18 protein-coding genes are annotated in these 22,999 nt (G+C 73.1%); 7 read left to right on the top strand and 11 right to left on the bottom strand.

Features of this window, described 5'->3' with window-relative positions; all coding sequences use genetic code 11:
- On the bottom strand, window positions 1–1,752 hold the full coding sequence (locus AB0F98_RS01905; RefSeq protein WP_357727157.1) for an ATP-binding protein: 1,752 nt from the start codon (window positions 1,750–1,752) through the stop codon (window positions 1–3).
- A 258-nt stretch (window positions 1,753–2,010) separates the two neighbouring features.
- Window positions 2,011–2,796 (bottom strand): pyrimidine reductase family protein, encoded by a 786-nt coding sequence (locus AB0F98_RS01900; RefSeq protein WP_357727154.1) that lies wholly within the window; start codon window positions 2,794–2,796, stop codon window positions 2,011–2,013.
- 149 nt (window positions 2,797–2,945) lie between these two features.
- On the opposite strand from AB0F98_RS01900, the gene AB0F98_RS01895 reads away from it, so the two are divergent.
- From AB0F98_RS01895 to AB0F98_RS01885, 3 genes are all read left to right on the top strand, one after another.
- Window positions 2,946–3,491: a plasmid pRiA4b ORF-3 family protein gene (locus AB0F98_RS01895; RefSeq protein WP_357727151.1), complete on the top strand. Its 546-nt coding sequence runs from the start codon at window positions 2,946–2,948 to the stop codon at window positions 3,489–3,491.
- Window positions 3,492–3,848: 357 nt separating this feature from the next.
- Window positions 3,849–5,138 carry an extracellular solute-binding protein gene (locus tag AB0F98_RS01890; RefSeq protein WP_357727148.1) on the top strand — a complete coding sequence of 430 codons (1,290 nt, stop codon included), beginning with the start codon at window positions 3,849–3,851 and terminating at the stop codon, window positions 5,136–5,138.
- A 249-nt stretch (window positions 5,139–5,387) separates the two neighbouring features.
- Window positions 5,388–6,434 (top strand): LacI family DNA-binding transcriptional regulator, encoded by a 1,047-nt coding sequence (locus tag AB0F98_RS01885; protein WP_357727145.1) that lies wholly within the window; start codon window positions 5,388–5,390, stop codon window positions 6,432–6,434.
- Between the two features lie 156 nt (window positions 6,435–6,590).
- Here the strand turns inward: AB0F98_RS01885 and AB0F98_RS01880 are convergent, their stop codons facing one another.
- Both AB0F98_RS01880 and AB0F98_RS01875 read right to left on the bottom strand, forming a co-directional pair.
- Window positions 6,591–7,820: an acyl-CoA dehydrogenase family protein gene (locus AB0F98_RS01880; RefSeq protein WP_357727142.1), complete on the bottom strand. Its 1,230-nt coding sequence runs from the start codon at window positions 7,818–7,820 to the stop codon at window positions 6,591–6,593.
- Window positions 7,820–8,944 (bottom strand): phosphotransferase family protein, encoded by a 1,125-nt coding sequence (locus AB0F98_RS01875; RefSeq protein ID WP_357727139.1) that lies wholly within the window; start codon window positions 8,942–8,944, stop codon window positions 7,820–7,822. Before AB0F98_RS01875 ends, AB0F98_RS01880 begins: the two co-directional genes overlap by 1 nt.
- Window positions 8,945–9,093: 149 nt before the next feature.
- Between AB0F98_RS01875 and AB0F98_RS01870 the strand changes: the two genes are divergently transcribed.
- Window positions 9,094–9,780, top strand: coding sequence for an amino acid-binding protein (locus tag AB0F98_RS01870; RefSeq protein WP_357727136.1), 687 nt, complete (start codon window positions 9,094–9,096; stop codon window positions 9,778–9,780).
- Window positions 9,781–10,012: 232 nt separating this feature from the next.
- Here AB0F98_RS01870 and AB0F98_RS01865 read toward each other — a convergent pair whose 3' ends face one another.
- Together AB0F98_RS01865 and AB0F98_RS01860 are read right to left on the bottom strand one after the other, a co-directional pair.
- Window positions 10,013–11,578, bottom strand: coding sequence for an aldehyde dehydrogenase family protein (locus AB0F98_RS01865; protein ID WP_357727133.1), 1,566 nt, complete (start codon window positions 11,576–11,578; stop codon window positions 10,013–10,015).
- Window positions 11,579–11,727: 149 nt separating this feature from the next.
- Window positions 11,728–12,216 (bottom strand): GNAT family protein, encoded by a 489-nt coding sequence (locus AB0F98_RS01860; protein WP_357727130.1) that lies wholly within the window; start codon window positions 12,214–12,216, stop codon window positions 11,728–11,730.
- 472 nt (window positions 12,217–12,688) lie between these two features.
- Here AB0F98_RS01860 and bioD point away from each other — a divergent pair, with 472 nt between their 5' ends.
- From bioD to AB0F98_RS01845, 3 genes are read left to right on the top strand one after another with little or no spacing between them, the layout of a single operon-like run.
- Window positions 12,689–13,393 carry a dethiobiotin synthase gene (gene bioD, locus AB0F98_RS01855; protein ID WP_357728987.1) on the top strand — a complete coding sequence of 235 codons (705 nt, stop codon included), beginning with the start codon at window positions 12,689–12,691 and terminating at the stop codon, window positions 13,391–13,393.
- Between the two features lie 54 nt (window positions 13,394–13,447).
- Window positions 13,448–15,121: a histidine kinase gene (locus tag AB0F98_RS01850; RefSeq protein ID WP_357727127.1), complete on the top strand. Its 1,674-nt coding sequence runs from the start codon at window positions 13,448–13,450 to the stop codon at window positions 15,119–15,121.
- Complete coding sequence (locus tag AB0F98_RS01845) at window positions 15,118–15,795, top strand: response regulator transcription factor (protein ID WP_357727124.1); 678 nt, start codon at window positions 15,118–15,120, stop codon at window positions 15,793–15,795. Before AB0F98_RS01850 ends, AB0F98_RS01845 begins: the two co-directional genes overlap by 4 nt.
- Window positions 15,796–15,814: 19 nt before the next feature.
- Here AB0F98_RS01845 and AB0F98_RS01840 read toward each other — a convergent pair whose 3' ends face one another.
- From AB0F98_RS01840 to AB0F98_RS01820, 5 genes are all read right to left on the bottom strand, one after another.
- A complete protein-coding gene (locus AB0F98_RS01840) occupies window positions 15,815–16,672 on the bottom strand; it encodes a polysaccharide deacetylase family protein (RefSeq protein ID WP_357727121.1) in 858 nt (285 codons plus the stop codon).
- Between the two features lie 102 nt (window positions 16,673–16,774).
- Window positions 16,775–17,572 carry an ABC transporter permease subunit gene (locus AB0F98_RS01835; protein ID WP_357727118.1) on the bottom strand — a complete coding sequence of 266 codons (798 nt, stop codon included), beginning with the start codon at window positions 17,570–17,572 and terminating at the stop codon, window positions 16,775–16,777.
- Window positions 17,569–18,504, bottom strand: coding sequence for an ATP-binding cassette domain-containing protein (locus AB0F98_RS01830; RefSeq protein ID WP_357727115.1), 936 nt, complete (start codon window positions 18,502–18,504; stop codon window positions 17,569–17,571). The genes AB0F98_RS01835 and AB0F98_RS01830 overlap by 4 nt, the downstream gene beginning before the upstream one ends.
- Before the next feature lie 177 nt (window positions 18,505–18,681).
- Window positions 18,682–19,350, bottom strand: coding sequence for a 50S ribosomal protein L11 methyltransferase (locus AB0F98_RS01825; protein ID WP_357727112.1), 669 nt, complete (start codon window positions 19,348–19,350; stop codon window positions 18,682–18,684).
- Window positions 19,351–19,510: 160 nt separating this feature from the next.
- Window positions 19,511–22,444, bottom strand: coding sequence for a M36 family metallopeptidase (locus AB0F98_RS01820; protein WP_357727108.1), 2,934 nt, complete (start codon window positions 22,442–22,444; stop codon window positions 19,511–19,513).
- Between the last annotated feature and the right edge of the window lie 555 nt (window positions 22,445–22,999).

The raw sequence follows: 22,999 nt of genomic DNA, 5'->3' as shown, positions 1-22,999 counted from the left end.
CTAGAACGGGATGTCGTCGTCGGTGCCGCCGGCCGAGCCCACCACCGCGAACGGATCCGCGCTCTGGGTGATCGAGCGCAGTGTCTGCGACGGTGCCCGACCCGCCTCGCTGACCCGGGTCGCCCAGGCCGGGAACGGGAACTCCAGGCAGAGCGGCACCGGGATGTCCGGCTGGTTGACGAACATGGTGCCGGGCTTGGCGAGCAGCGCGCGCTGCCGCTGGGCCGGGGGCAGGAAGCCGTACTCGGGGCGGGACGCCTCGGCCGGGTCGAGCCGGCCGACCACCCGGATCGCCGAGTTGGTGACGATCCGCCGTTCCACCTCGCTCGCCGTCTGCTGGGCGCCGACCAGGACCACGCCGAGCGACCGGCCCCGCTCGGCGATGTCGAGCAGCACCTCCTTGATCGGCGACGAGCCCTCGCGGGGGGCGTACTTGTTGAGCTCGTCGAGCACCACGAAGAGCAGCGGCTTGGCGGTGCCGGCCTTCTCCTTGCGCTCGAACTCGCTCCGCAGCGTCACGCCGACCACGAACCGCTGCGCCCGGTCGGGCAGGTTGTGCAGGTCGACGACGGTGACCTGGGCGCTCTCCGCAGTGTTGATGCTGTGTGGGCGGCGGGTGGCGAGGTCGCCCCGGATCAGCCGGCCAAGGTCCTTCTTGCTGCCGATGAGGCGGCGGGCGAAGGCGTTGACGGTGCCCAGGCCGACGGCGCTGCCGGCCCACTCCGAGCGGGTCTCGTCGTCGTTGAGTTGCTCGACGATGTGGTCGACCAGGTCGGCGTAGCCGCCGAGGCGAACCCCGTCGATGCTCACCCCGCCGTCGGCGGGCTGGGCGTAGCGGGCCAGGTGGGCGGTGACCGAGTGGACCACCATCGTGTACTGCTGGCGTTCGTCGTCGGCGTCGGCGAAGACGTACGGCAGGAGCCGGTCGGCGCAGAACTCGCTGAGCGTCCAGTAGAAGCTGTCGACCCCGGTGAGCCGGCTGCTCACGTCGGGCGTGCCGGAGGAGTCGCCGACCCGCGGCGGGGCGTACACGCGTACGTCGGGAAAGGCGCCGGCGTCGAGGCCGAGCCGCGCGTAGGCCGCCCGGGTGTCGTCGTCCAGCCGGGCGTTGGGGTGGTCGAGGAAGAGCAGGTCCTCGCCCTTGACGTTGAAGATGAGCGCCTTGGCGTTGACCGCGTCACCGCCCAGCACCCCCGAGCGGAAGACCGAGTAGAGCAGGAAGGTGGCGAAGCTCGTCTTGGTGGCCACACCGGAGATGCCGGAGATCGAGACGTGCGCGCCGCGGGTGCCGTCGAGGAAGTCGGCGTTGAGGTAGACCGGCACGCCGTCGCGGCCCATCCCCATCGGGATGCGGCGCTCCATCCGGTCGAAGTGCAGCGCGCGGGCCCGGGCGTCGCCCTCGGCCCGGTGCACCACCGCGCCCGGGGTCGGCGGCACGTAGAACTCCGGATCGACCCGGGTGGTGGTCACCTCGGCGGCTTCCTGCACCTGGGCGGGGAGGGTGCCGTCGGCGATGGCGAAGACGTCGGAGTCGAACTGCGCGCCCTCGTGGCGGGCCCGTACCTGGGTGACCACGCCGGCGATGGTCACCGGCTCACGGTCGGGCAGCTCCCGCCGGGTCACCACCACGTCGTCGAGCTGGAGGTAGCTGCCGGGGGAGACGGCCGTCCAGAACTGCAGAGGGGTCGCGTCGGCGGTGCCGAGCACCCGGCCGACCCCCTCGACCGGGGCGTCGAACCCGTCATCGCTCATCGGGCAACTCCGCTCGGTCGGTCATCGCGGTCGGCACACACGTGGTGCATCCTGCCCGAGGAGTACGACAGGTTGCCACGCGACGCGGCGGACGCCACGCCGGTCCGCGCTTCGCCCAGCGCAGCGTCACGGCGGCACCACGATCCGTGCCCGCCGCTCACCGTCGCCGCTCCGGCCCGCGCCAGTCAGGTGATCATGAGATTGGCGGCGGCTTCGATCTCCGGAAGCGTCGCCAACCTCATGATCGATCGACCGCTGTCACCGAGGGGCAGGGGGCGGAGCGTCGGCTGGTGGGTGGCGGTCGCGGGCGTAGCGCAGGAGGAGGGTGCCGTCCTCGGCGGCGAGCGCGTGCCGCAGCGGCAGCCGCCGGGGCGGACTGGGAAGGCCGGCGGTGATCCGGCCGGGGCCCGCGCCGGCCAGCAGCGGAGCGACGGTGAGGCAGAGCTCGTCGACCAGGTCGGCGGCGGTGAGCGCGCCGAACAGTTGCGGACCGCCCTCGCAGAGCAACTGGCCCAGGCCGCGCCGGCGCAGCTCGGCGAGGCCCGCGGCGAGGTCCACCCGGTCGGTGCCGCAGGGGACGAGTTCGGCCACCTCGGTCAGCCCCGGTGGCGGCGCGGCCTCGGCGCGCGTGAGCACCAACGGCCGTACCGGCGCGTCGGCGAACGCGGCCTGGGTGGGGTCGAGGTCGAGCGAGTTGGAGACGACAACCAGCGTCGGGTACTCGGGCAGGCCCTGCTCCCGCCGCCAGGCCCGCCGGCGCTCGTCCAGCCGTAGCGCCCGGTAGCCCTCGTGGCGCAGCGTGCCGGCGGCCACCACCAGCGCGTCGCAGAGCATCCGGAGCAGGCCGAAGACGCGCTTGTCCGGCTCCCCGGAGAGGCCGGCCGAGTAGCCGTCCACGCTCACCGCGCCATCGAGGCTCGACACGAAGTTCACCCGCAGGTGTGGCCGGTCGGCCCGCGCGTAGAGCTCGGTCAGCATGGCGTCGGTGAGCGACTCCGCCGGGGGTACCGGCCAGATTCGACCGATCGGGATTCCGACGCTCATTCGCTGGCCGGACCGCTGACCGGAGGGGTGGGTCGAGGGGTACGGTGCTGGCAGTCGCACCAGTTCCGCCCCGGACAGTCGTCGTGCCGTCTCGCTCGGCACGCTCGGCAGATCATGCTCGCAGCCTATGCCGACGAGGAGGGGACAGCATGTCGCGCCAGATCTTCCAGCTGAGGATTTCTCTGACCGGGGTCCGTCCGCCGGTCTGGCGCCGGGTGCTCGTGCCGGCCGGCTACACCCTGGACCGGCTGCACCGGGTGATCCAGCACTCGATGGGGTGGCGTGACTGCCGTCTGCACTCGTTCGAGATCGACGGCCTCCAGTACGGCGAACCCGACCCGGACGGCGAGCTGGCGCTCGATGACGAGCTGGACGTACGCCTGGACGAGGTGCTCGGCAAGGGCAGCCGGTTCCAGTACACCTACGACTTCGGTGACTGGTGGGAGCACGACGTCGTCATCGAGGACGCGCTGACCGCCGATCCGGAGGAGCGTTACCCGGCCTGCGTCGACGGGGAGCGGGCGTGCCCACCGGAGGGCATCGGGGGTGTCGCCGGCTACCAACTGCTGCTCGCCGCGCTGGCCGACCCGGCGCACCCCGAGCACGCGTCGATGCGGGAGTGGGCGGGGGAGTCGTTCGACCCGGTGGCCTTCGACGCCGGGCGTGCCGGCACGCTGCTGCGCCGCTTCTGCTGACACTCGGGCCGTCGAAGCCGCGGTGGCCTCCTGGCACGCTGCCGCGCCGCTTCTGCTGACACTCGGGCCGTCGAAGCCACGGCGGCCTCCCGGATGGAGGGCCGTGGATCCGGGACCGGTTCCTGGCCGCCCGCGGGCACTGAGCAGCCGGCCTCACCGGGCACGGTAACGTTTGTTGGAACGCTCCCATCCGAGTATTGACACACCAGAAACTCGTCAGCACTCTCGCTGGGAGCGCTCCACCCTGGTGGCCCGGTCCTCTCGCGACCGCCGGCGTCGGTCGTCACACCGGCCCGGCGGCCAGATGCCGTTCCGCCACCCTCCATACCCAGCCTCACCACCGAAAGAGGGGTCCCGATGAGCCTCACCATGCGGCGCGTCCGGCTGACGGCCGCCGCCCTGGCCGCGATCACCGCGCTCAGCGGTCTCGTGGCATGTGGCGAGGACGCCGCCGGCGAGAAGCCCGCCAAGCTGGTCGTGGACACCTTCGGTGAGTTCGGCTACGACGAGATCGTCAAGCAGTACGAGAAGGACACCGGTATCAAGGTCGAACTGCGGAAGACCGCCCAGCTCAACGACTACCGGCCGAAGCTCGTACAGGCGATCGCCACCGGCGAGGGCGCGGGGGACGTGGTCGCGCTCGAGGAGGGCATCCTCAACGAGTTCAAGGTCAACCCGGACAACTGGGTCGACCTCCGCAGACTGGTCGCCGATCACAGCAACGACTACCTGGCCTGGAAGTACGAGCTGGGCGTCACCCCGAACGGCCGCCTGATGGGCCTGCCCACCGACGTCGGCAGCCTCGCGGTCTGCTACCGCCGGGACCTCTTCGCGGCCGCCGGGCTGCCGACCAGGCGGGACAAGGTCGCGGCACTCTGGCGGGACTGGCCGGGGTTCATCGAGACCGGCGAGAAGTACCGCGAGGCGTCCGGCAAGGGGATGCTCGACTCGGTCACCACCGCGGCCAGCGCGGTCATGTACCAGAAGGGCGGCGACCTGTTCTACGACGACGGCGACAACATCGTCGTCGAGACCAGCGCGTCGGTGAAGGCCGCCTGGAACACCGCGATCGCCATGGCGGACGCGAAGATCAGCGCCGCGGCGGCCACCTGGTCGCCGGAGTGGTCCAGCGGTTTCAAGACGGGCACCTTCGCCGCGACGCTCTGCCCCTCCTGGATGCTCGGCGTCGTGGCGGAGAACTCCGGACCCAAGAACGCCGGCAAGTGGGACGTGGCACCGGTACCCGGCGGCGCCGGCAACTGGGGCGGTTCCTGGCTCGGCGTGCCGACGCAGAGCCGGTACCCGAAAGAGGCGGCGAAGCTCGCCGAGTACCTGACCAACGCCAGCAGCCAGATCGCCGCCTTCAAGCTCAAGGGCCCCTTGCCGACCAACCTGGACGCGCTGCAGAACGCCGATTTCACCGGCTACACCAACAAGTACTTCAACAACGCGCCGACCGGGAAGATCTTCGGTGAGAGCGTTAGGCGGATCCAACCGTTGCACCTCGGGCCGAAGCACCAGGCCGTGAAGGAGAACGCGCTGGAGCCGGCGCTGCGCGCGTACGAGAGCGGCGAGGCGACCAAGCAGCAGGCCTGGAAACAGTTCGTCAATGAGGCCAGGATGGAAGGCTCCTTCCGAGGCTGGTGACCCTGTCCGGTCGCCGCCACGCGGCCGCTTCACAGCCTCGCTCCTGGCGGCTGCCGAGCAGTACCGGGGTGTTCGAGACGGTTCGGTGTGATCTGCGACGGCCGGGTGCGGACACCTGGTGCACACCGAGGTCATCCCACGGCAACGGTCTGGCCGCACAATAGGCAGGGGCCAGCCACCAACGGACGGCGCGGTGCCCACCCCGACCAGGGTGGGCACCGGTGTCGTCCTCCGCCGGAGGAGCAGACGATGACAACGCAGCGCACCCGGTCGCTCGGACGGCCGACCCTGGACGCGGTCGCCGCCCGCGCCGGCGTCGGCCGCGGGACGGTCTCCCGCGTGGTCAACGGGTCTCCCCAGGTGAGCCCGGAGGCGCGGGCCGCGGTGCAGCAGGCCATCGCCGAGTTGGGGTACGTGCCGAACCGCGCGGCCCGGGCACTGGTCACCCGGCGTACGGACTCCGTCGCGCTGGTCGTCTCCGAATCCGGGGACCGCATCTTCACCGAGCCGTTCTTCGCGGCCATCGTCCGCGGGATCAGCTCGGCGCTGCTGCAGACGCCGATGCAGCTCTGGCTGGCCATGGCACAGTCACCGGTCGAACGTGAGCGGGTCGAACACCACCTCACCAACCAGCACGTCGACGGCGTACTCCTGCTCTCCCTGCACGACGCCGACCCGCTACCCGGCCTGCTCGAGGAGCGGGGTCTGCCCAGCGTGCTCGGCGGCCGGCCGGCCCGGATGCTGCGACCGGGCGCGCGGCCGGCCTGGTTCGTCGACGTGGACAACGTGGGCGGCGCCCGGCAGGCCGTGCAGTACCTCGCCGGGCGCGGGCGGCGGCGCATCGCCACGATCGCCGGTCCCCAGGACATGGGCGCCGGCCTGGCCCGGCTGACCGGCTACACCGACGCGATCACGGGGACCCTCGGCGGGGTCGACACCGACCTCGTCGCGTACGGCGACTTCAGCGAGGAGAGCGGGGCGGCCGCCATGCGCCGGCTGCTGGAGGTCCGGCCGGACGTCGACGCCGTCTTCGTCGCGTCCGACCTGATGGCGTTCGGCGCGCTGCGCGCGCTGCGCGAGGCGGGCCGCCGGGTGCCGGACGACGTGGCGGTCGTCGGCTTCGACGACGCCCCGATCGCCCGGCAGGCCGACCCGCCGCTCACCACGGTCTTCCAGCCGGTGGAGGAGATGGGGCGGCAGATGGCCCGGTTGCTGGTCGCCCGCATCCGCGGCGACGACCTGCCCGCCCCGCACGTCCTGCTCGACACCCAACTGGTCCACCGCACCTCCGCCTAACCCCACCCTCACCCTCCGCCCCCCGCCCTCCGGGCGCCGCGGTGATCATGAAGTTGTTGTCGTGACACGCCGACGACACGTGCAATAACTTCATGATCAACGGGGAGGGCGGCCCGGGCGCGGGCCGGGGGAGGGGGGAGGGGGAGAGGGAGGGGGTTAGGCCGGGGTGGGGGTGGGGGGCCAGCGGCGCAGTTCACGTTTGGCCAGGGAGGCGCGGTGCACCTCGTCGGGGCCGTCGGCGAGACGGAGGGTCCGGGCGCCGGCCCAGAGGGCGGCCAGCGGCGTGTCCTGGCTGACGCCGGCCGCACCGTACGCCTGGATGGCCTTGTCGATCACCCACTCGGCCATCGCCGGCGTGGCGATCTTGATGGCCTGGATCTCGGTGTGGGCGCCCTTGTTGCCGACGGTGTCCATCAGCCACGCGGTCTTCAGCACCAGCAGGCGAGCCTGCTCGATGCGGACCCGGGACTCGGCGATCCATTCCCGCACCACGCCCTGCTCGGCGAGGGGCCGGCCGAACGCGATCCGCTCGCCGACCCGTCGGCAGAGCAGTTCGAGGGCCCGCTCCGCCATGCCGACCAGGCGCATGCAGTGGTGGATCCGCCCCGGACCGAGCCGGGCCTGGGCGATGGCGAAGCCGCCGCCCTCCTCGCCGACCAGGTTCTCCACCGGCACCCGTACGTCGGAGAAGTCGATCTCGGCGTGCCCGCCGTGCGACGCGTCGCTGTAGCCGAACACCCTCATGCCCCGCCGGACGGAGACGCCCGGAGTGTCCCGCGGAACCAGCACCATGCTCTGCTGCCGATGCCGGTCGGCGTCCGGGTCGGTCTTGCCCATCACGATGAAGACCGCGCAATGCGGATCCATCGCCCCCGACGACCACCACTTGCGACCGTTGACGACGTAGTGGTCGCCGTCCCGGACGATCCGGGTGGCGATGTTGGTAGCGTCGGACGAGGCGACGTCCGGTTCGGTCATGCAGAACGCCGAGCGGATCTCCCCCTCCAGCAACGGACCCAGCCAGCGCTCCCGCTGCCGCTCGGAGCCGAACTCGGCCAGCAGCTCCATGTTGCCCGTGTCGGGCGCGGCGCAGTTGAGCGCCTCGGGAGCCAGGTGCGGGCTGCGCCCGGTCAGCTCGGCCAGCGGCGCGTACTGGAGGTTGGTCAGCCCGGCGCCGTAGCGCCGGTCGGGCAGGAAGAGGTTCCACAGCCCGCGCTTGCGCGCCTCGGCCTTCAGCTCGGCCATGACCGGCGGACGCGCCCACGGGTCGCCCGCCTCGGCCACCTGCGCGGCGTGCACCGCCTCGGCCGGGTAGACGTGCTGTTCCAGAAACGCGGTCAGCTCGGCCCGCAGGTGTTCGGTGCGGCTGTCGTACGCGAAATCCATCAGCGCTCCCCGGCGGCGGTCAGCCCGTACGCGATCAGCGGCGCCACCATCTCGCCGATCCGGTCGAATCCCTCACCGAGCGTCTGTCCGAGCGTGTGCCGGTAGTGGATGCCCTCGCAGATCACCGCGAGCTTGAAACAGCCCAGCGCGACGTGCCAGTGCAGCGGGCCGACGTCGACGCCGCTGCGGTCGGCGTACCGCTCGATCAGTTCCGCGCCGGTCGGGAAACCGGCCCGCGGGCCGAGACCATCGGCGACCGGGTTGCCGTCGGCCGTCTCGCTGCCACCCAGCACGTCCCAGTAGGTCAGCAACAGCCCCAGGTCCGCGAGAGGGTCACCGAGGGTCGCCATCTCCCAGTCGAGCACGGCGCGGACCGCCACGGGCTCGACGGTGGCGAGGAGATTGTCCAGCCGGTAGTCACCGTGCACGATCCGTCCGGCGTTGGCGCTCGCCGGTACGGTCGCCGCCAGCCGGTCGCGCAGCTCGTCGACGCCCGGCAGCGGCCGGCTGCGGGACCGCTCCAACTGCCCGGCCCAGCGGCGCACCTGCCGCTCCAGGTAGCCCTCGGGGCGGCCGAAGTCGGCCAGGCCGACCGCCTCCGGTTCGACCCGGTGCAGCGCGGCGAGGGTGTCCATCATGGCCATCGCGAGATCGCGGCGCCGCCGCCCGCCGAGCGGATCCGTCTGCGCCCGGGTCCGGTAGACCTCGCCGGTGACCCGCTCCATCAGGTAGAACGGCGCGCCGATCACGTCCGGATCGGGGCAGTGCAGCAGCGCGCCCGGCACCGGCACCTCGGTGGGCGCCAGCGCGGAGATCACCCGGAACTCCCGGGCCATGTCGTGGGCGGTCGCCAGCACGTGCCCCAGCGGCGGACGACGCAGCACGAGCTCGCGGTCGCCGATGTGCAGCAGGTAGGTGAGGTTCGACTTCCCGCCGGCGATCAGCCGGGCACGCGGCGGGCCGGCGGCCAGGTCGGGCCGGTGGCGGGCCAGGTAGTCGGCGAGCCGGTCGAGGTCGACACCGGCCGGGGCGGGGCTGCTGCCGGTCGGGTCGGCGGGGGCGACCCCCGCGGCGGAGTCCGAGGTGGCCCCCGGCCGGGAGGCATCGACGGCCGGATCGGTCATCCGATTAGTTGATGGCAGCTCACTCACGTTGTCAAGGTCGGGTTTTGCGTCGGGGACATGCCGCGGCAACAGGGACGAAATGGGCATTGGCCAGGCTGAGGTCAGCCTGCCGGCCGTTCACCGCCGGCCCGCCGAGCGGAGGGACGAGCATGTTGCTGCGAGTACGGGTCACCCTGCCGGATCGTCCCGGCACCCTCGGCCAGGTGGCCCGCACGTTGGGTGTGTCCGGAGCGGACATCGTCCAGGTGGTGGTGCTGGAGCGGCTGGGTGGGCGGGCCATCGACGACTTCACCGTCGTCTGGCCGGGCGCGGCCCGCGTCGAGCGGCTGCTCGCCGGGCTCGCGGCGATTCCCGGCGTACGGGTGGACGGGGTGTGGCGGGCGATCGGCGCGCCCACCACCACCGGGCAGGACGCCGAGCTGCTGACCCAGGTGGCGGCGAACCCGGCCGACGGGCTGGCCACCCTGGTCGACGCGGTTCCCGGGCTGCTCGCCGCCGACTGGGCGGTGGTCGCGCTGGTGCCACTGGACTGGGCGTCCCGCTCCGGAGGCGGCGCGGCGACCGTGGAGCACTCCAGTTGGCGTACGCCCGTACCACCCGCCCTGCCGGAGGTGACCCCGTTGCGGGCCCGCTCGATGTCCTCGCCCGGCGGCACCCACCACGCGGTCGCACCGTTCGGCCGGGCCGGTCTGGTGCTGGTGGTGGCGCGGGAGCACACCGAACCGCTCACCGCCGCCGCGTTCCACGCCACCGAGGTCGATCGGTTGGCGCAGCTGGTGCGCGCCAGCGCCGTGATCCTCGGCGACCGGCTCGACCTGGTCGGCCAGCCCCGGTGATCGCCTGAGTCGGCCGCCGGCCGCCGGCCGCGCTCGCTCGTCGCCTTGGTGCGACGGTTGGCTCCCGGAGGCGTTGAAGCTGAATCGGTCGCGACATCAGGGTCGGCGCCGACGCGCCGAGACCCTGGTGCGTTTGCGACATCAGCTCCGAAGGACCCGAGGTGGACGGCTCCGCCGCGACCAGCCGGGAGCGGCAGGGGCCCATCGCCGACGGGCCCCTGCCACCGGCCGGTCAGGTCGTGGGGTAGCGGCTGTGGTCGGGGAAGTTGCCGTACAGCCGCTCGTCGCCGCCCTGCGTGACCGCCTGCACGAGCAGGTCGCCGCCGACGAACGCCCCCTTCCAGGAGGCGCCCCGGCCGCCGAACGGCTCCTCCCGGTCACCACGCGAGCGGGGCTTGTTGATGCCCACCTTGAACGCCTGCAGATCGACCGCGAGTTTGCCGGCCAACTCCTCGTCGTCGCAGGCGAGCGAGGCGACCAGGGCACCGTTGGACGCGTTCATCTGGGCCAGCAACTCGTCGGTGGTGTCGACCACGACGATCGTGTCGACCGGCCCGAACGGCTCGGCGTGCATGAGCCGCGACCGGCCGGGCGGGGCCAGCAGCACCGCCGGCGCCACGTACGCGGAGGTGTCCTGTCCGGCCAGGAACGGCGCGCCGTCCAGCTTGCCCCGGTGCAGCGGCACGGCCCCGCCCCGTACCGACTCGTCCACCTTGCGGCGCAGCTCATCGGCCTTGCCGGCGCTGATCAACGGCCCGAAGTCCAGTTCGGGCAGCGCGTCACCGGGCCGCCAGTCCTCCTCGACCGCGAGAGGATGCCCGAACCGGACCGAGCGGACCACCGGCAGGTACATGTCGAGGAACTCGTCGACCAGGTCGCGCTGCACCACGAACCGGGGGTACGCCGTGCAGCGCTGCTTGCCGTACTCGAAGCCCTTCTTCAGGTGCCCGGCCAGCAGGTCCCACTGGGAGAAGTTCCAGATCCCCCAGGCGTTCAACCCTTCCTGCTCGATGAAGTGGCGCTTGTCGGAGTCGAGCAGCGCGGCGGCCACCTTCCCGCCGTTGGACCGTCCGCCGACGAACGCGACCGCGCCGATCTCCGGTGCCCGCACCAGGACCTCGGAGAGTTCCTCGCCGCCGCCGGAGAGCAGCGTCGCGGGCAGCCCGGCCCGGCGCATCAGCGCGTGCGCCACGGTGAGGCAGACCGCGCCGCCCTGCGACGGGGTCTTCGCGATGACCGCGTTGCCGGCCAGCAGTTGCACGAGCTCGGCGTGCACGAGCACGCTCATCGGGTAGTTCCACGAGGCGATGTTGCTGACCGGCCCGGGCAGCGCCTCCCGGCCACCGGCGAGCATCCGGTCGATCTCACCGACGTACCAGCGGACACCGTCCAGCGCCCGGTCGACGTCGGCGCACGCGAGCCGCCACGGCTTGCCGATCTCCCAGACCAGCAGCAGGGCCAGCAGGTCACGGTGCGCGCCGAGCGCGTCCAGCGCCTCGACGACCCGGGCCTTCCGCTCGGCGAGCGGCGTCTGCGCCCAGGTCTGGTGCGCGGCGGCGGCATGGCTCACGGCGGCCCGCGCGCTCTCCGCGTCCAGCCTGGCCAGGTTGATCAGGACCGTGTTGTCCACCGGGGTCCGGACCGGGGTGGGTGCGCCGACGCCGCGCCACTCGCCCTCGATCAGGTTGTGCAGGCTGCGCACACCGTCGACCTCGGCGCCGAACGCCTCGGGGACGGCGGCCACCGCACGGGCGAGGGTGTCCGGCCAGGCGGTGCCCTCGGCGAGTCGTAGTGCCATCGCGTTCTCCTCAGGGTTGTCCAGGGGAGCGGCGGCGTCGATGGCACCGCTGGTGTCGCGTACTGTCGCGCGTTCCGAGGCGGGCCAGCAACCGTACGCCCGTATGCCAGGACGGACCGTCCCGTCCGAGATTCCGCGGGAACGGGTCGTCAGTGGGCCAGCTCGTCGGCGAGCAGCTCCATCAGCAGGCCGTCGTGCCAACGTCCGTCCTCGCCGCGCTCGTACCGGCGCAGCACGCCCACCGGGCGGAAGCCGACCTTGGCGTAACCACGGATCGCCTGGGTGTTCCGCGCGGCCGGGTCGATGGTGAACCGGTGGTGGCCGTACGCCTCGACGAGGTGGCGCACCAGCGTACGGATCGCGTCAGGGCCCAGCCCGAGACCGTGCACGTCCGGCGCGAGGAAGATGTCGAGGCTGGCGTGCCGGTAGTCCGGATCCTCCTCGGCGTACCACTGGATGGCGCCGACCACCCGCTCGTCTCGACGAACGGTGTAGACGGTCGTCGTCTCGTCGGCGATGTCGGCCTCGACCGCGGCGGTGAGGTCGTCGCTGCCGCGCCACCAGCGCCGGACCTCCGGCGTGGCCCGGATCTCGGCCAGTGCCGGCACGTCCGCGGCCGTGGCCGGCCGCAGTGTCACCGTTCGCCCCTGCAGCTCCGGCACCGGACTCAGCCCCCGATCTCGCCATGCTTCACGTGGGTCGTCAGCCGGCCGCCCGGCAGCGGCGGCAGCGGCGTCCGCCCTCCGGTGCCGCGCCGGCGCGCGGTCGTCGTGTGGGCGGTCCACTGCGGACCGCCGGGGATTCTCTGGCATCGCCACCCTACAAGGCTTCCGCCCTGAGTAACGCCCGGTCGCTCGGCGTGATCGTCGCCCCGGACGGGCCGAGTGGATCCGTGGGGCGGGACCCGGTGGGTGGTAACTTCGCCCGGCGGAGGCGGTCGGCGGCGACCGCGTACGAGGCGACGGGGGTGACGGTGGCGGACTTGCTGGAGGCGCGCGACCGTCGCGCCGAGCGGACGGTCCCCGCACCGCAACGGCTCGGTGTCGCCGGTCCGGACGTCAGCGTGGGGTGTGCCCGGTGAGCCAGGAGACCGAGCCGTGGCAGGGACCGGTGGTGGTGACCGGCACCGACACCGGGGTGGGTAAGACGGTGGTGACCGCGGCGATCACCGCCGCGGCCCAGGCCGCAGGCCTGCGGGTGGCGGTCGTCAAGCCTGGTCAGTCGGGTACGGCTCCCGGGGGGCCCGGTGACGTGGACGCGGTGCAGCGGCTGGCTGCCCCGCTCACCGGACGGACGCTGGCGAGCTACCCGGATCCGCTCGCTCCGCTCACCGCCGCCCGGGTGGCCGAGCTGGAGCCGCTGGAGCTGTACACGGCCGTCGACGCGGTCCGCGAGGAGGCCGAGAAACACGACCTGGTGCTCGTTGAGGGGGCCGGCGGGCTGCTCGTACCGATGGGGCTGCGCCCGTCGGGCGAGCCGTGGACGGTGGCGGACCTGGCCGTCTCGCTGGGCGCACCGGCGGTGGTGGTGGCCCGGGCCGGGCTGGGGACGCTCAACCACAGCGCGCTCACCCTGGAGGCGTTGGACCGCCGTGCGGTGCCGGCCGGCGTGGTCGTCGGCGCGTGGCCCACCGCGCCCGAGCTGGTCCACTGGACGAACCTCAGCGATCTGGTGCCGAAGCTGCTCGGCGCGCTGCCGGCCGGTGCCGGCGCGATGGACCCGGGCGTGTTCCGGCGGTCGGCGCCGGGCTGGCTCACCCCGGCGCTGCACGGGGTGCTGGACGACTGGCGTGCCTGGGCCGAGGAGATCGGCTGAACACTTGACTTTCGTCGGTGTCCGGGCAGGTCGGCGGTGGGTAGCCTGGCCGCCGTGACCAGCTGGCGAGGTGTCCGGGACCGCCGCGGGGAAGGCGGCCCGCCGGGCCACCGGCCCCGACCATGGGAGCGTACGGCCCGGCACGCGGTGGCGGGGTGGACTGCCGTCCTGCGCGACGTGCTGCTCTTCGTGGTGCTCGCCGCACCGGTCGGTTACGCCGGCGCCACACCGCCCCATCCCCGGTACGAGCTGCCGTTGCTGGCGGTCAAGCTGCTGATGCTCGCGACGGCGGTGGCCGTGAGCCGGCGTCGACCGCTGGCCGCCCTGGTCCTGGTGGTGCTCGGTTCGCTGGTCGACGGCAACTTCGTCTTCGCCATCCCGGTGTTCAGTTACCTCGTCGGCCGGCGTAGCGCCGCCGCCGCTCCGGCCGCCGTCGTCTTCGCGCTGATCGCGGCGGGCGGCACGGTGCTGAACCTGGCGTTGCTCGGCACCGCGGCCGCGACCTGGTTCCTGCTCGCCTCGGTGCTGCTCTTCGCCGGGGTCTTCCCGTGGCTGGTCGGTCGGTACCGGCGGCAGCAGCAGGAGCTGGTGGAGGCCGGTCGCCGGCACGCGGAGGCGGCGGCCCGGGAGGAGCGCGGCGCGGCCGAGCGGATCCGGCTGCGGGAGCGGGCCCGTATCGCGCAGGAGATGCACGACTCGCTGGGTCACCATCTCAGCCTGATCGCGCTGCGCGCGGCCACCCTGGAGGTCGCGACGGACCTCGACGACCGGCACCGGGTCGCGGCGGGCGAGCTGCGGGCCAGCGTCGCCACCGCGACGGAGCGGCTGCACGAGATCATCGGGTTGCTCCGGGAGGAGGGCGCCGGCACCCGGCCCGCCGACGAGAACGTCGCCGAGCTGGTCGACGGCGCACGCGAGGCGGGGATCGCGGTACGGCTGGACGCCGAGTTCGACGCGGATGAGCTGCCGACGGTGGTCGGCCACGCCGCGCACCGGGTGGTCCGCGAGGCGCTGACGAACGCGGCCCGGTACGCGCCGGGCGCAGCGGTGACGGTCAGCCTCGCCCGGGCGGGTGACCGGATCGAGGTGACCGTGGTCAACGCCCCGCCACCGGCCGGCCCGCTGTCCGGTCCGCCGTCGCACGGCAGCGGCCTGCTGGCGCTCGCCGAGCGGGTACGCCTCGCCGGCGGCACGCTCGACGCCGGTCCCCGCGACGACGGTGGCTTCGCAGTGCGGGCCCGGCTGCCTGTGCGGCCGCGGGACGGGCAAGGTCCGGAGCCGGCCGGTGACCCCGTCGACGTGGCGGGCCGGATGCCCCCGTCGACGTGGCCGACCGACGGCGACGGCCTCGCGCCGGGCCGTGCGCGGCCGGCGGAGGCGCCGGCCGACGCGGAGCGGCGGCTCCAGGCCGCCCGCCGGCGGGTCCGGCGCAGTCTGCTTGCGGCGCTGGGCGCTCCGGCCGGTTTCGCGCTGGTGCTCTCGCTCGTCTACTACCCGGTGGCGACGGCCGGTACGGTGCTCGACCAGGCGACGTTCGACGAGTTGCGGGTGGGTGCGTCGCGCACCGACCTGCCGGGGCTGCCGCACCGGCAGCTCGACCGGCCGACCGGCGCCGACCGGGACGGGTGCGAGTACTACACGGACGGAAACTTTCCTCTCGCCCAGCCGACCTGGCGGCTCTGCTTCGCCGGGAATCGGCTGGCCAGCAAGGAGCGGATCGACCAGTGACAACTGACGTGACCGGGGCGACACCGGTCCGGGTGGTGCTCGCCGACGACGAGGCGATGATCCGCGCCGGCGTACGGGCGATCCTGGCCACCGACCCGAGCATCGAGGTGGTCGCCGAGGCGGGTGACGGCCGCGTCGCCGTCGAGCTGGTCCGCGCGCACCGGCCCCACGTCGTCCTGCTGGACATCCGGATGCCGAAGCTGGACGGGCTGAGCGCGGCAGCGGAGATCCGCCGCCTGGTGCCGCAGACGGCGGCGGTCATGCTCACCACGTTCGGCGAGGACGACCACATCGCCCGGGCGCTCGGGCACGGGGCGAGCGGCTTCCTGCTGAAGGCCGGTGACCCGCGCGAGCTGATCGCCGGGGTGCACGCGGTCGCCGACGGCGGGGCGTACCTGTCGCCGCGGGTGGCGCGCCGGGTGATCGAGCTGGGCGGCGGGCGGTTGGCCCGGCGTCCGGCCGCCCGGGACCGGACCGCCGCGCTCACCGAGCGGGAGCGGGAGGTGCTGGGACTGGTCGGGGCCGGCCTGTCCAACGCGGAGATCGCCCGTCGGCTCCACCTGGTCGAGGGGACGGTGAAGACGTACCTGACCAGCATCTTCACCCGACTCGAGGTACGCAACCGGGTGCAGGCCGCGATCATCGCCTACGAGGCGGGGCTCGTCGGGCAGTGAGCGGCGGCGGCCGGGTCCGCTACTGGATGTAGTCCGTCAGCAACGCCGGGGTGAGCCCGGACTTGTAGATCGCCCGCAGCGCTCCGAGCAGGTCGTCCATGAGCGCCGGCCGGAAGTGCATCAGCAGGATGTCGCCGGGCTTCACCACCTTCGTCGGGGTCTGGTAACGCACCTTCCCCTTGTCGACGGTCTCGCGCCAGTGCAGGGCCGCGATCATCCCGCAGTCGCGGGCGGCCTTCAGGGTGTTCGCGTCGCGGCTGCCGAACGGCGGGCGGAACAGCGTCGGCCGCTTGCCGAACAGTTGCTCCAGCTTGTCGGCCGCTCCGCAGATCTCGTGCTTCTGGTAGGCGTACGACCGGCCGGGCAGCGACGTGTGCGTGATCGTGTGATTCTCGATCACCCCGCCCGCCGCCTCGATCTGCTTGAAGTAGTCGGGGTGCGCGGCCGCGGCGGGCGAGTTCAGGAACATCGTGACCGGGATGTGCGCCTCCCGGATGAAGTCGATCACCGCGGGTGGGCGGGCCAGCGCGCCGTCGTCGATGGTGATGAAGGCGACCTTCTGGTCGGTGGGCACCCGGAACCAGAGAGGAACCGACGGGCCCGGGGTCGGCGGCACCCGCTGCGGCGGCGGCGCCGGGGGGAAGTCCGGCACCTGGGCGAGGTACCAGGCCAACGTCTTGGGTGCGGGCGGGGCGGACGGGGTCGTGGGCGGACCGGAGCGCGTTGTCGCGGGCGACGGCGAGGCGGACTGGCTCGGCCCACCGGAGGCCGGCGGGCTGCCGGCGGCGGGCCGAGCCCCGTCCGCGCAGGCGGTCGATGCGGAGAGCGCCAGTAACGAGAGGGCGGCGAGGAAGCGACGAACGCGGTGTGACGACACGCGGTTGAACGGTACTCACGAACCAAAAGGTTGCCGTCCGCGCGAAACCGGTTTTCCGGCCCGTCCGCAGGCGGCCCAGCGCGACCCGGCCGGTCCGCCGGGTCAGGCGTCGCGGCGGCGCAGCGCGGCCCGGCCGAGCACGAGCGCGGCGGCCGCCCAGCCGGCCAGCAGCAGCAACCCCCACGCTGCCCGGTAGGGCTCGGTGTCGCCTGCCATGAAGTGCCCACCCGCGACGCCGGGGAAGCCGTCCGCGATCCGGTTGAGGAGGGTGATGTCCGGCTCCTGAAGCGACAGCGGCACGATCATCAGGGTGGCGACGAGCACGATCAGGCTGAGCACCGCGCTGCGTAGCGCCGCGCCCAGCCCGAGGGCCAGCACCCCGACCAGCGCCAGGTAGGCGGAGACCGCCAGCAGGTCGCGCAGGGTGCCCGCCACCGGAGCGCTGCCCCATTCGCCGAGCACCGGCCCGGCCACCAGCGCGCCGACCCCGCCGAGCAGCAGGCCGAACGGGAAGGTCACCGCCGCGGTCACCACGGCCTTCGCCAGCAGTACGCGGCCGCGCGACGGCGTGCACTGCAACGTCGTACGGATGGTCCCGCTGGTGAACTCGCTGGTGACGACGAGCAGTCCGAGCGCGAGCACGGCGTACTGGGTGAGCTCCATCGAGCCGATGACGATGCTGCCGACGGTGACGATCCCGCGATCGTCGGCCGGATCGTCGTTGGTGTTCGCGTTGGCCGCGTAGATGGCCAGCTGTCCGGCGGTCGCCGCGGTCACCAGCACCGCGCCGAGCAGCGTCCACCAGGTGCTGCGTACCGACCAGAGTTTGGTCCACTCGGCGGCGACGGTGCCGCCGAACCCGGCCGAGCGGGCGGTGGGACGGATCCGGGTGGCGGTCATCGGGTCTCTCCTGCCGTGCTGGGGACGCCGGCGTACTCGACGCTGTCGGCGGTCAGTTCCATGAACGCCCGCTCCAGTGACGCGCCGTGCGGGCTCAGTTCGTGCAGCCGCACGCCCAACTCGTACGCCAGGTCGCCGACCCGATCGACGGTGGAGCCGGTGACGGTCAGTTCGGCGGGCCCGGCCGCTTCGACGGTGGCGCCGGCCGCCGTGAGCCGGTCGGCCAGCGTGGCCAGGCCTTCCGGCTGCGGGCTTCGTACGCGCACCGCGCCCGCGCTTCCCGCGATGACCTCGTCGATCGGCGCGTCGGCGAGCAACCGTCCGCGCCCGATCACGACCAACTGGTCGGCGGTGAGCTGCATCTCGGTCATGAGGTGGCTGGAGACGAAGACCGTCCGTCCCTGCTCGGCGAGGAGGCGCATGAGCTGCCGTACCCAGCGCACCCCGTCCGGGTCGAGCCCGTTGACCGGCTCGTCGAACATCAGCACCGGCGGGTCGCCGAGCAGCGCGGCGGCGATGCCGAGCCGCTGGCCCATGCCGAGCGAGAGGGTACGCCCGGGCTTGGCGGCCGCGCGGTCGTCCAACCCGACGGTGGCGAGCACCTCGTCGACCCGGCGCGCCGGGATGCCGTTGCTGCGCGCCATGGCCAGCAGGTGCGCCCGCCCGGAGCGTGCCGGGTGGATGGCCTTGGCGTCCAGCAACGCACCGACCTCGAACAGCGGGTGCCGGAGGTCCCGGTACGCGCACCCGCCGATCAGCGCCTGACCGGCGGTGGGCCGGTCGAGTCCGAGGATCATCCGCATGGTGGTGGACTTGCCGGCACCGTTCGGTCCGAGGAACCCGGTGACCCGGCCGGGTGCGATGTCGACGGTCAGGGCGTCGACGGCGGTGGTACGCCCGAACCGCTTCGTCAACCCACGTAATGTGATCATGCGCCGACGCTAGGCGTTCGGGTGCTCGGTCAGCCGCGCCCGAACGGCACCACCCGCACCTGACTTTCGTCAGGCAGGCGATGCCGCCCGACTACCCGACTACCCGGCTCCCCGCAGCGAATCGCCGCGAGTCGCCGGTCCCGCGCCGGTGGCCGCTGGCCGGAAGTCGGGTGCAGGCTAGCCCTCGGTCTTCGGCAGGCCGGGCCGCAGCTCCCACACCGTAGTGCGCTTGACCGAGACGCTCTCCAGCGCCGGTGGCACCGGGACGTCGTACGCGGCGAGCTCGTCGAAGCGGTCGCGAGGCAGGAACGCCCGCCCGGGGTCGCCGACCAGCACCCGCGCCCCGGCCCGGGCGGCGCGGAGCAGGAACCGCAGCATCCGCCGGGCCATCGCCTCGCTGTAGAAGACGTCACCGGCGAGCACCACCTCCGCCCCTCCGGCGTCGCCGTCGAGGATGTCGCCGAACTCGGCGTCGACGCGGACCGCATTGGCTTCGGCGTTGAGCGCGACCGCCGCGACCGCCAGTTCGTCCACCTCGACCGCGCGGACGGCGGTCGCGCCCGCCCGCGCGGCGGCGATCGCGACCAGCCCGGAGCCGGACGCGAGGTCGAGCACCCGGCGGCCGGCGACCAGCTCGGGATGGTCGGTCACGTAGCGGGCGAGCGCCTGCCCGCCGGCCCAGGCGAAGGCCCAGAAGGGCGGCGGCTGGTCGCTGCGGAACTCACCCTCGGTCAGCTCCCAGAGCCCGATCGGCTCGTCCGCCTGGTGCAGCCGCACCTCGGGAACGAACGGCACCGGGGTTAAACGCGCGTGCAGCCGGACGAAGGTGCTGTTGAGCTCGGACACCCGCCCGATTCTGCCTCACCGACGACGACTGCCGTCCGGGACGGCCAGGGAAGCCCCTGACGGACGGGCGGCACCCGATCGGCCCCGCCCTGACCGGGGCGGGGCCGACGGGTTGGTGTGGTTGGCCGGGGCCGGCGCGTGGCGCCGGCCCCGGCGGCGGTCACTTCGAGAACACCTGGAACTCGGCGATCCGGACCTGGTCGCGCGCCGGGCTCGCGGTCGCGCAGTCGGTCGTGGTCGCCGGGTCGTTGTCCTGCTCACCGGCGTATGCCGGCCCGCCCGTGCACTGGCTCGCCAGGACCTCCAGCCGCAGATGGGTGGCGAGGGTGGTGGGCACCCGGAACTCGCGGAGGTTGATGTCCCGGGTGTACGCCCGGTACGCCCCGCCCGGGAACGCGTCGTTCTTGCTCGTGTAGACGCGCTTGAAGTTCGCCGAGTTCGTGCAGTCGGCCTTCTTCGCGTTGCAGGCCAGCACCGCGAACGAGCGCAGCGAGCTGAGCGCGTTCTGGCTGCCGGCGTCGGCGTCCCCGCTGATGCCCGGGCGCAGCATGGCGCTGACGTTCACCCGCTTCACCACGTGCGGCTTGTCGCCGGGCAGCGCCACGGTGACCTGCTTGCCGGCCACCCCGTCGAGCGAGGCCCAGTTCGTCGCCTCGGTGTCGTCGGCGATCCGGTCGAGGTTGACTCCGTCACCGCTGACCGTGGCGCCGGACGTCGTGGACGCGAGGTTGCGGTCGAGCTTCAGGTCGAGGTGTTGCGCCTTGTGGCCGGCCTTGGCGGTCACGCGCATCCGCTGGTGCCCGAAGCCGGGCGCCACCGCGATCAGGTCGTACGTGCCGGCCACCAACTCGACGGTGTTCCCCAGCGGGGTCGCCGGGTCGGTGTCCGCGATCGGCGTGGCCCGTGCCTCGTACTCCCCGACGTAGAGCCGGATCGGCGCGTCGGCGCTCTCCCCACGCGGACGCAGCGTGAACGTCGCGTTGCCGCCGGACGGCGAGGCGAAGCTCGGCGTGGGGTCGGTGTCGGAGGCGCCGTTGGTGACGGCGTCCCGGCCCATGCCGGAGCGGGCGAACTCGGCCCAGATCAGGTCCTGGTTCGCCCCGTCGAAGCGCAGCAGGTCGGCGGTGAGCATGTTGTCGCGCATGTCGAGCATGCTCACCTGGCTCGCCGCCTGAAGCAGGAACGAGTCGAAGACCAGCTGCGACCAGCGTCGGTTGCCCGGGCAGCGGTCCGCGGGCACCTTGCCCTGCGCGCACTCCAGCTGGAGCTTCGGCGTGCCGAGGCCGTACCGCTTGACCATCGCGGAGCGGACCCGGTAGTTGGTGGCACCCCAGATCTCCCCGTCGGCGTGCACGGCCGGGCCGCCGGTGTTGTAGCCCACGTCGGAGTAGTTCAGCGGGCTGCGGCTGAGGTCGTAGTTGCGGATGCCGCTCACCAGGTTGCCGGTGACGTATCCGCCGACGATGAACGGCGTCTCGCCGGGCGCGCGGAGGCCGTGCTGGAACAGGAACTCGGTCGCCAGCAGGTCGCTCCACGACTCGCCCATCGATCCACCCTGGTGTCCGCCGATCCCGCTGTCCGGGCCGGCGATCATCCGGTTGCTGATGGCGTGGGTGTACTCGTGACCGATCACGGTCATGTCGTAGTCGCCGTCGACGCAGGGCGGGTACGGACCGCCGGCCTGCGGCTGCCACAGGTACATGTTTGTGGTCGGCGGCAGGCCGTCGCGCGGGGTGCCCTGGTTGGCGTTGTTGCGGTTGCCGCTCAGCGCGCCCTGCTGGGCCCGGCCCTGCTCGGCGTCGCCGCCCAGACCCTCCGGGGTCAGGTTGACCGCCTGCAGGTTCCACGCCGACTCGGTGAAGCCCAGCTGGTACGCCCAGTCGTGCATCCGGTTGTGCATGGCGAAGAGGTTGCCGATCGCGGCGTCGGTGTCGTTGCGCTGAGCCGAGGTGAACACCTCCGGGTTGCACTTCGCCTGGTGCCACTGGTCGGTGAACGGGTACTCGTACCGCCGCTCCGGGCTGGTCGTGGCGGGCACCATCGGGTTGCCGGCGCCCCAGGAGACCACCGTGTTGGCCGAGTTGCCGCGCGAGGTGAACGTCGGCGTGTCGGTTGCCGCGTCGACGTCCCACGCGTTGCCGGTGGCCGGGTCACGGTAGGACGCCTTGCAGCCCGGCGCCGGGTCGGCGCACCAGCGCACCCGCGGGTCCTGCCCCGGGCCGAGGTTGCGCGGCGGGGTGGCCGGGAAGACCGCCCAGCTGGGGTTCTCCGAGTCGAAGTCGACCAGGTCCTCCCGGACCAGCACCTTCCCGGTGATGCCGTCGATGTAGGTGGTGAACGCCGCCGGGTGGTCGGAGTCCGACCCGATGAGCGTCACCTCGTACGCGCTGCGCGGGCCCTCCAAAGGCGTCGGCACCGCGACCGTGCGGACGCTGTGGCTGGCCACCGCCGAGGCGTCCAGGCCGGCGTCGGCGAGCGCGGCCTTGTACGCCTGCTCCTCGCTGAGGGTGGCCGGGGTGGGCGCCGCGGCGTCCCGGGACAGCGACGAGCTGACCGAGAGCACCTTGCCCTTGCTGACGGCGAGCGTGACCAGGCCGTCGTACCCGGCGGGAAGGTCGCCGAAGCGTTGCCGGAGGGTGACCACCGCGCCGCTGCCGATCGGGCGGACCAGCACGCGCTCCAGGTCGGCCACCGCCGCGGCGTCCAGCCCGAACAGGTCACGGTTGTCGGCGAGGTACGCCCGGGCGGCGGCCTCCGGCTCGGCGGGCAGGCCGGTGGCGAGCGGGGCGGCGCCGGGGCCGAGCGAGTGCGGAGTGCCCAGCTTGTTCCACCGTACGTCCGGGTCGGCCTTGCGGGCGAGTCCGCGCTGGCGGGCGTCGGGCGCGGCGCTGCCGGCGCGGTTGTCCACGTCGGCGTGCTGGTATCCCTCGGTGAAGGGACCGGAGCGGCGCTCCGCGGCGGCGTCGCCGCCGGCCGGCGCGGCGGAGCTGACGCCGGTGGGCAGCAGCGCGGCGACCACTGCGGTCGCCGCCAGGACGGGGACGAGCCGGCGGCGCCGCCGGCTCATCCAAGGTGACCACTCCGGGTGTGGCACGGGACCTCCTCGTGGAGCGACATGGCCGGCACCCCGCCGGCCGCGCATGCTGAAACATGCGCATCTGTGGATACCAGGAGGTGTGCCGCCCGGCAAGGCCCGAGGCAGCTAGTCGGTCCTTTCAGCCCATCCGGCCTACGGGTGGCAGCGCTCCCGTGCAGTGAACCTGTCCCCGGTGCGCCCGTGCCCGGTCCGTCGGCCGGCGACGGCGGGAGCGCCCGCCGGAACGGCGACGGCGCCGGCGGCTGTTCGGCCGGTCTCCGGCGGCGCTGGCGAGGTGGTGTCCGGCGGCGGCGGCGGGCGTCGCGCGAGTGACTCGGCGTGGGGCCCGACGCGGCGGGCGGATCGTGCCTCTGACGAGCCGCCACCGTGGGCGGACATCGCGTCGATGAGGTTGATACCTCAGAGGCATAAATATGCCTCTGAGGTATCAACCTCATGGTGATAATCGGCCCGGTGGCCCGGTGGCCCGGTGGCCCGGTGGCCCGGTGGCCCGGTGGCCCGGTGGCCCGGTGGCCCGGTGGCCCGGTGGCCCGGTGGCCCGGTGGCCCGGTG

Source organism: Micromonospora sp. NPDC023737 (assembly GCF_040639715.1).
GTDB lineage: Bacteria > Actinomycetota > Actinomycetes > Mycobacteriales > Micromonosporaceae > Micromonospora.
This window is presented reverse-complemented; position numbering and strand designations above follow the sequence as displayed.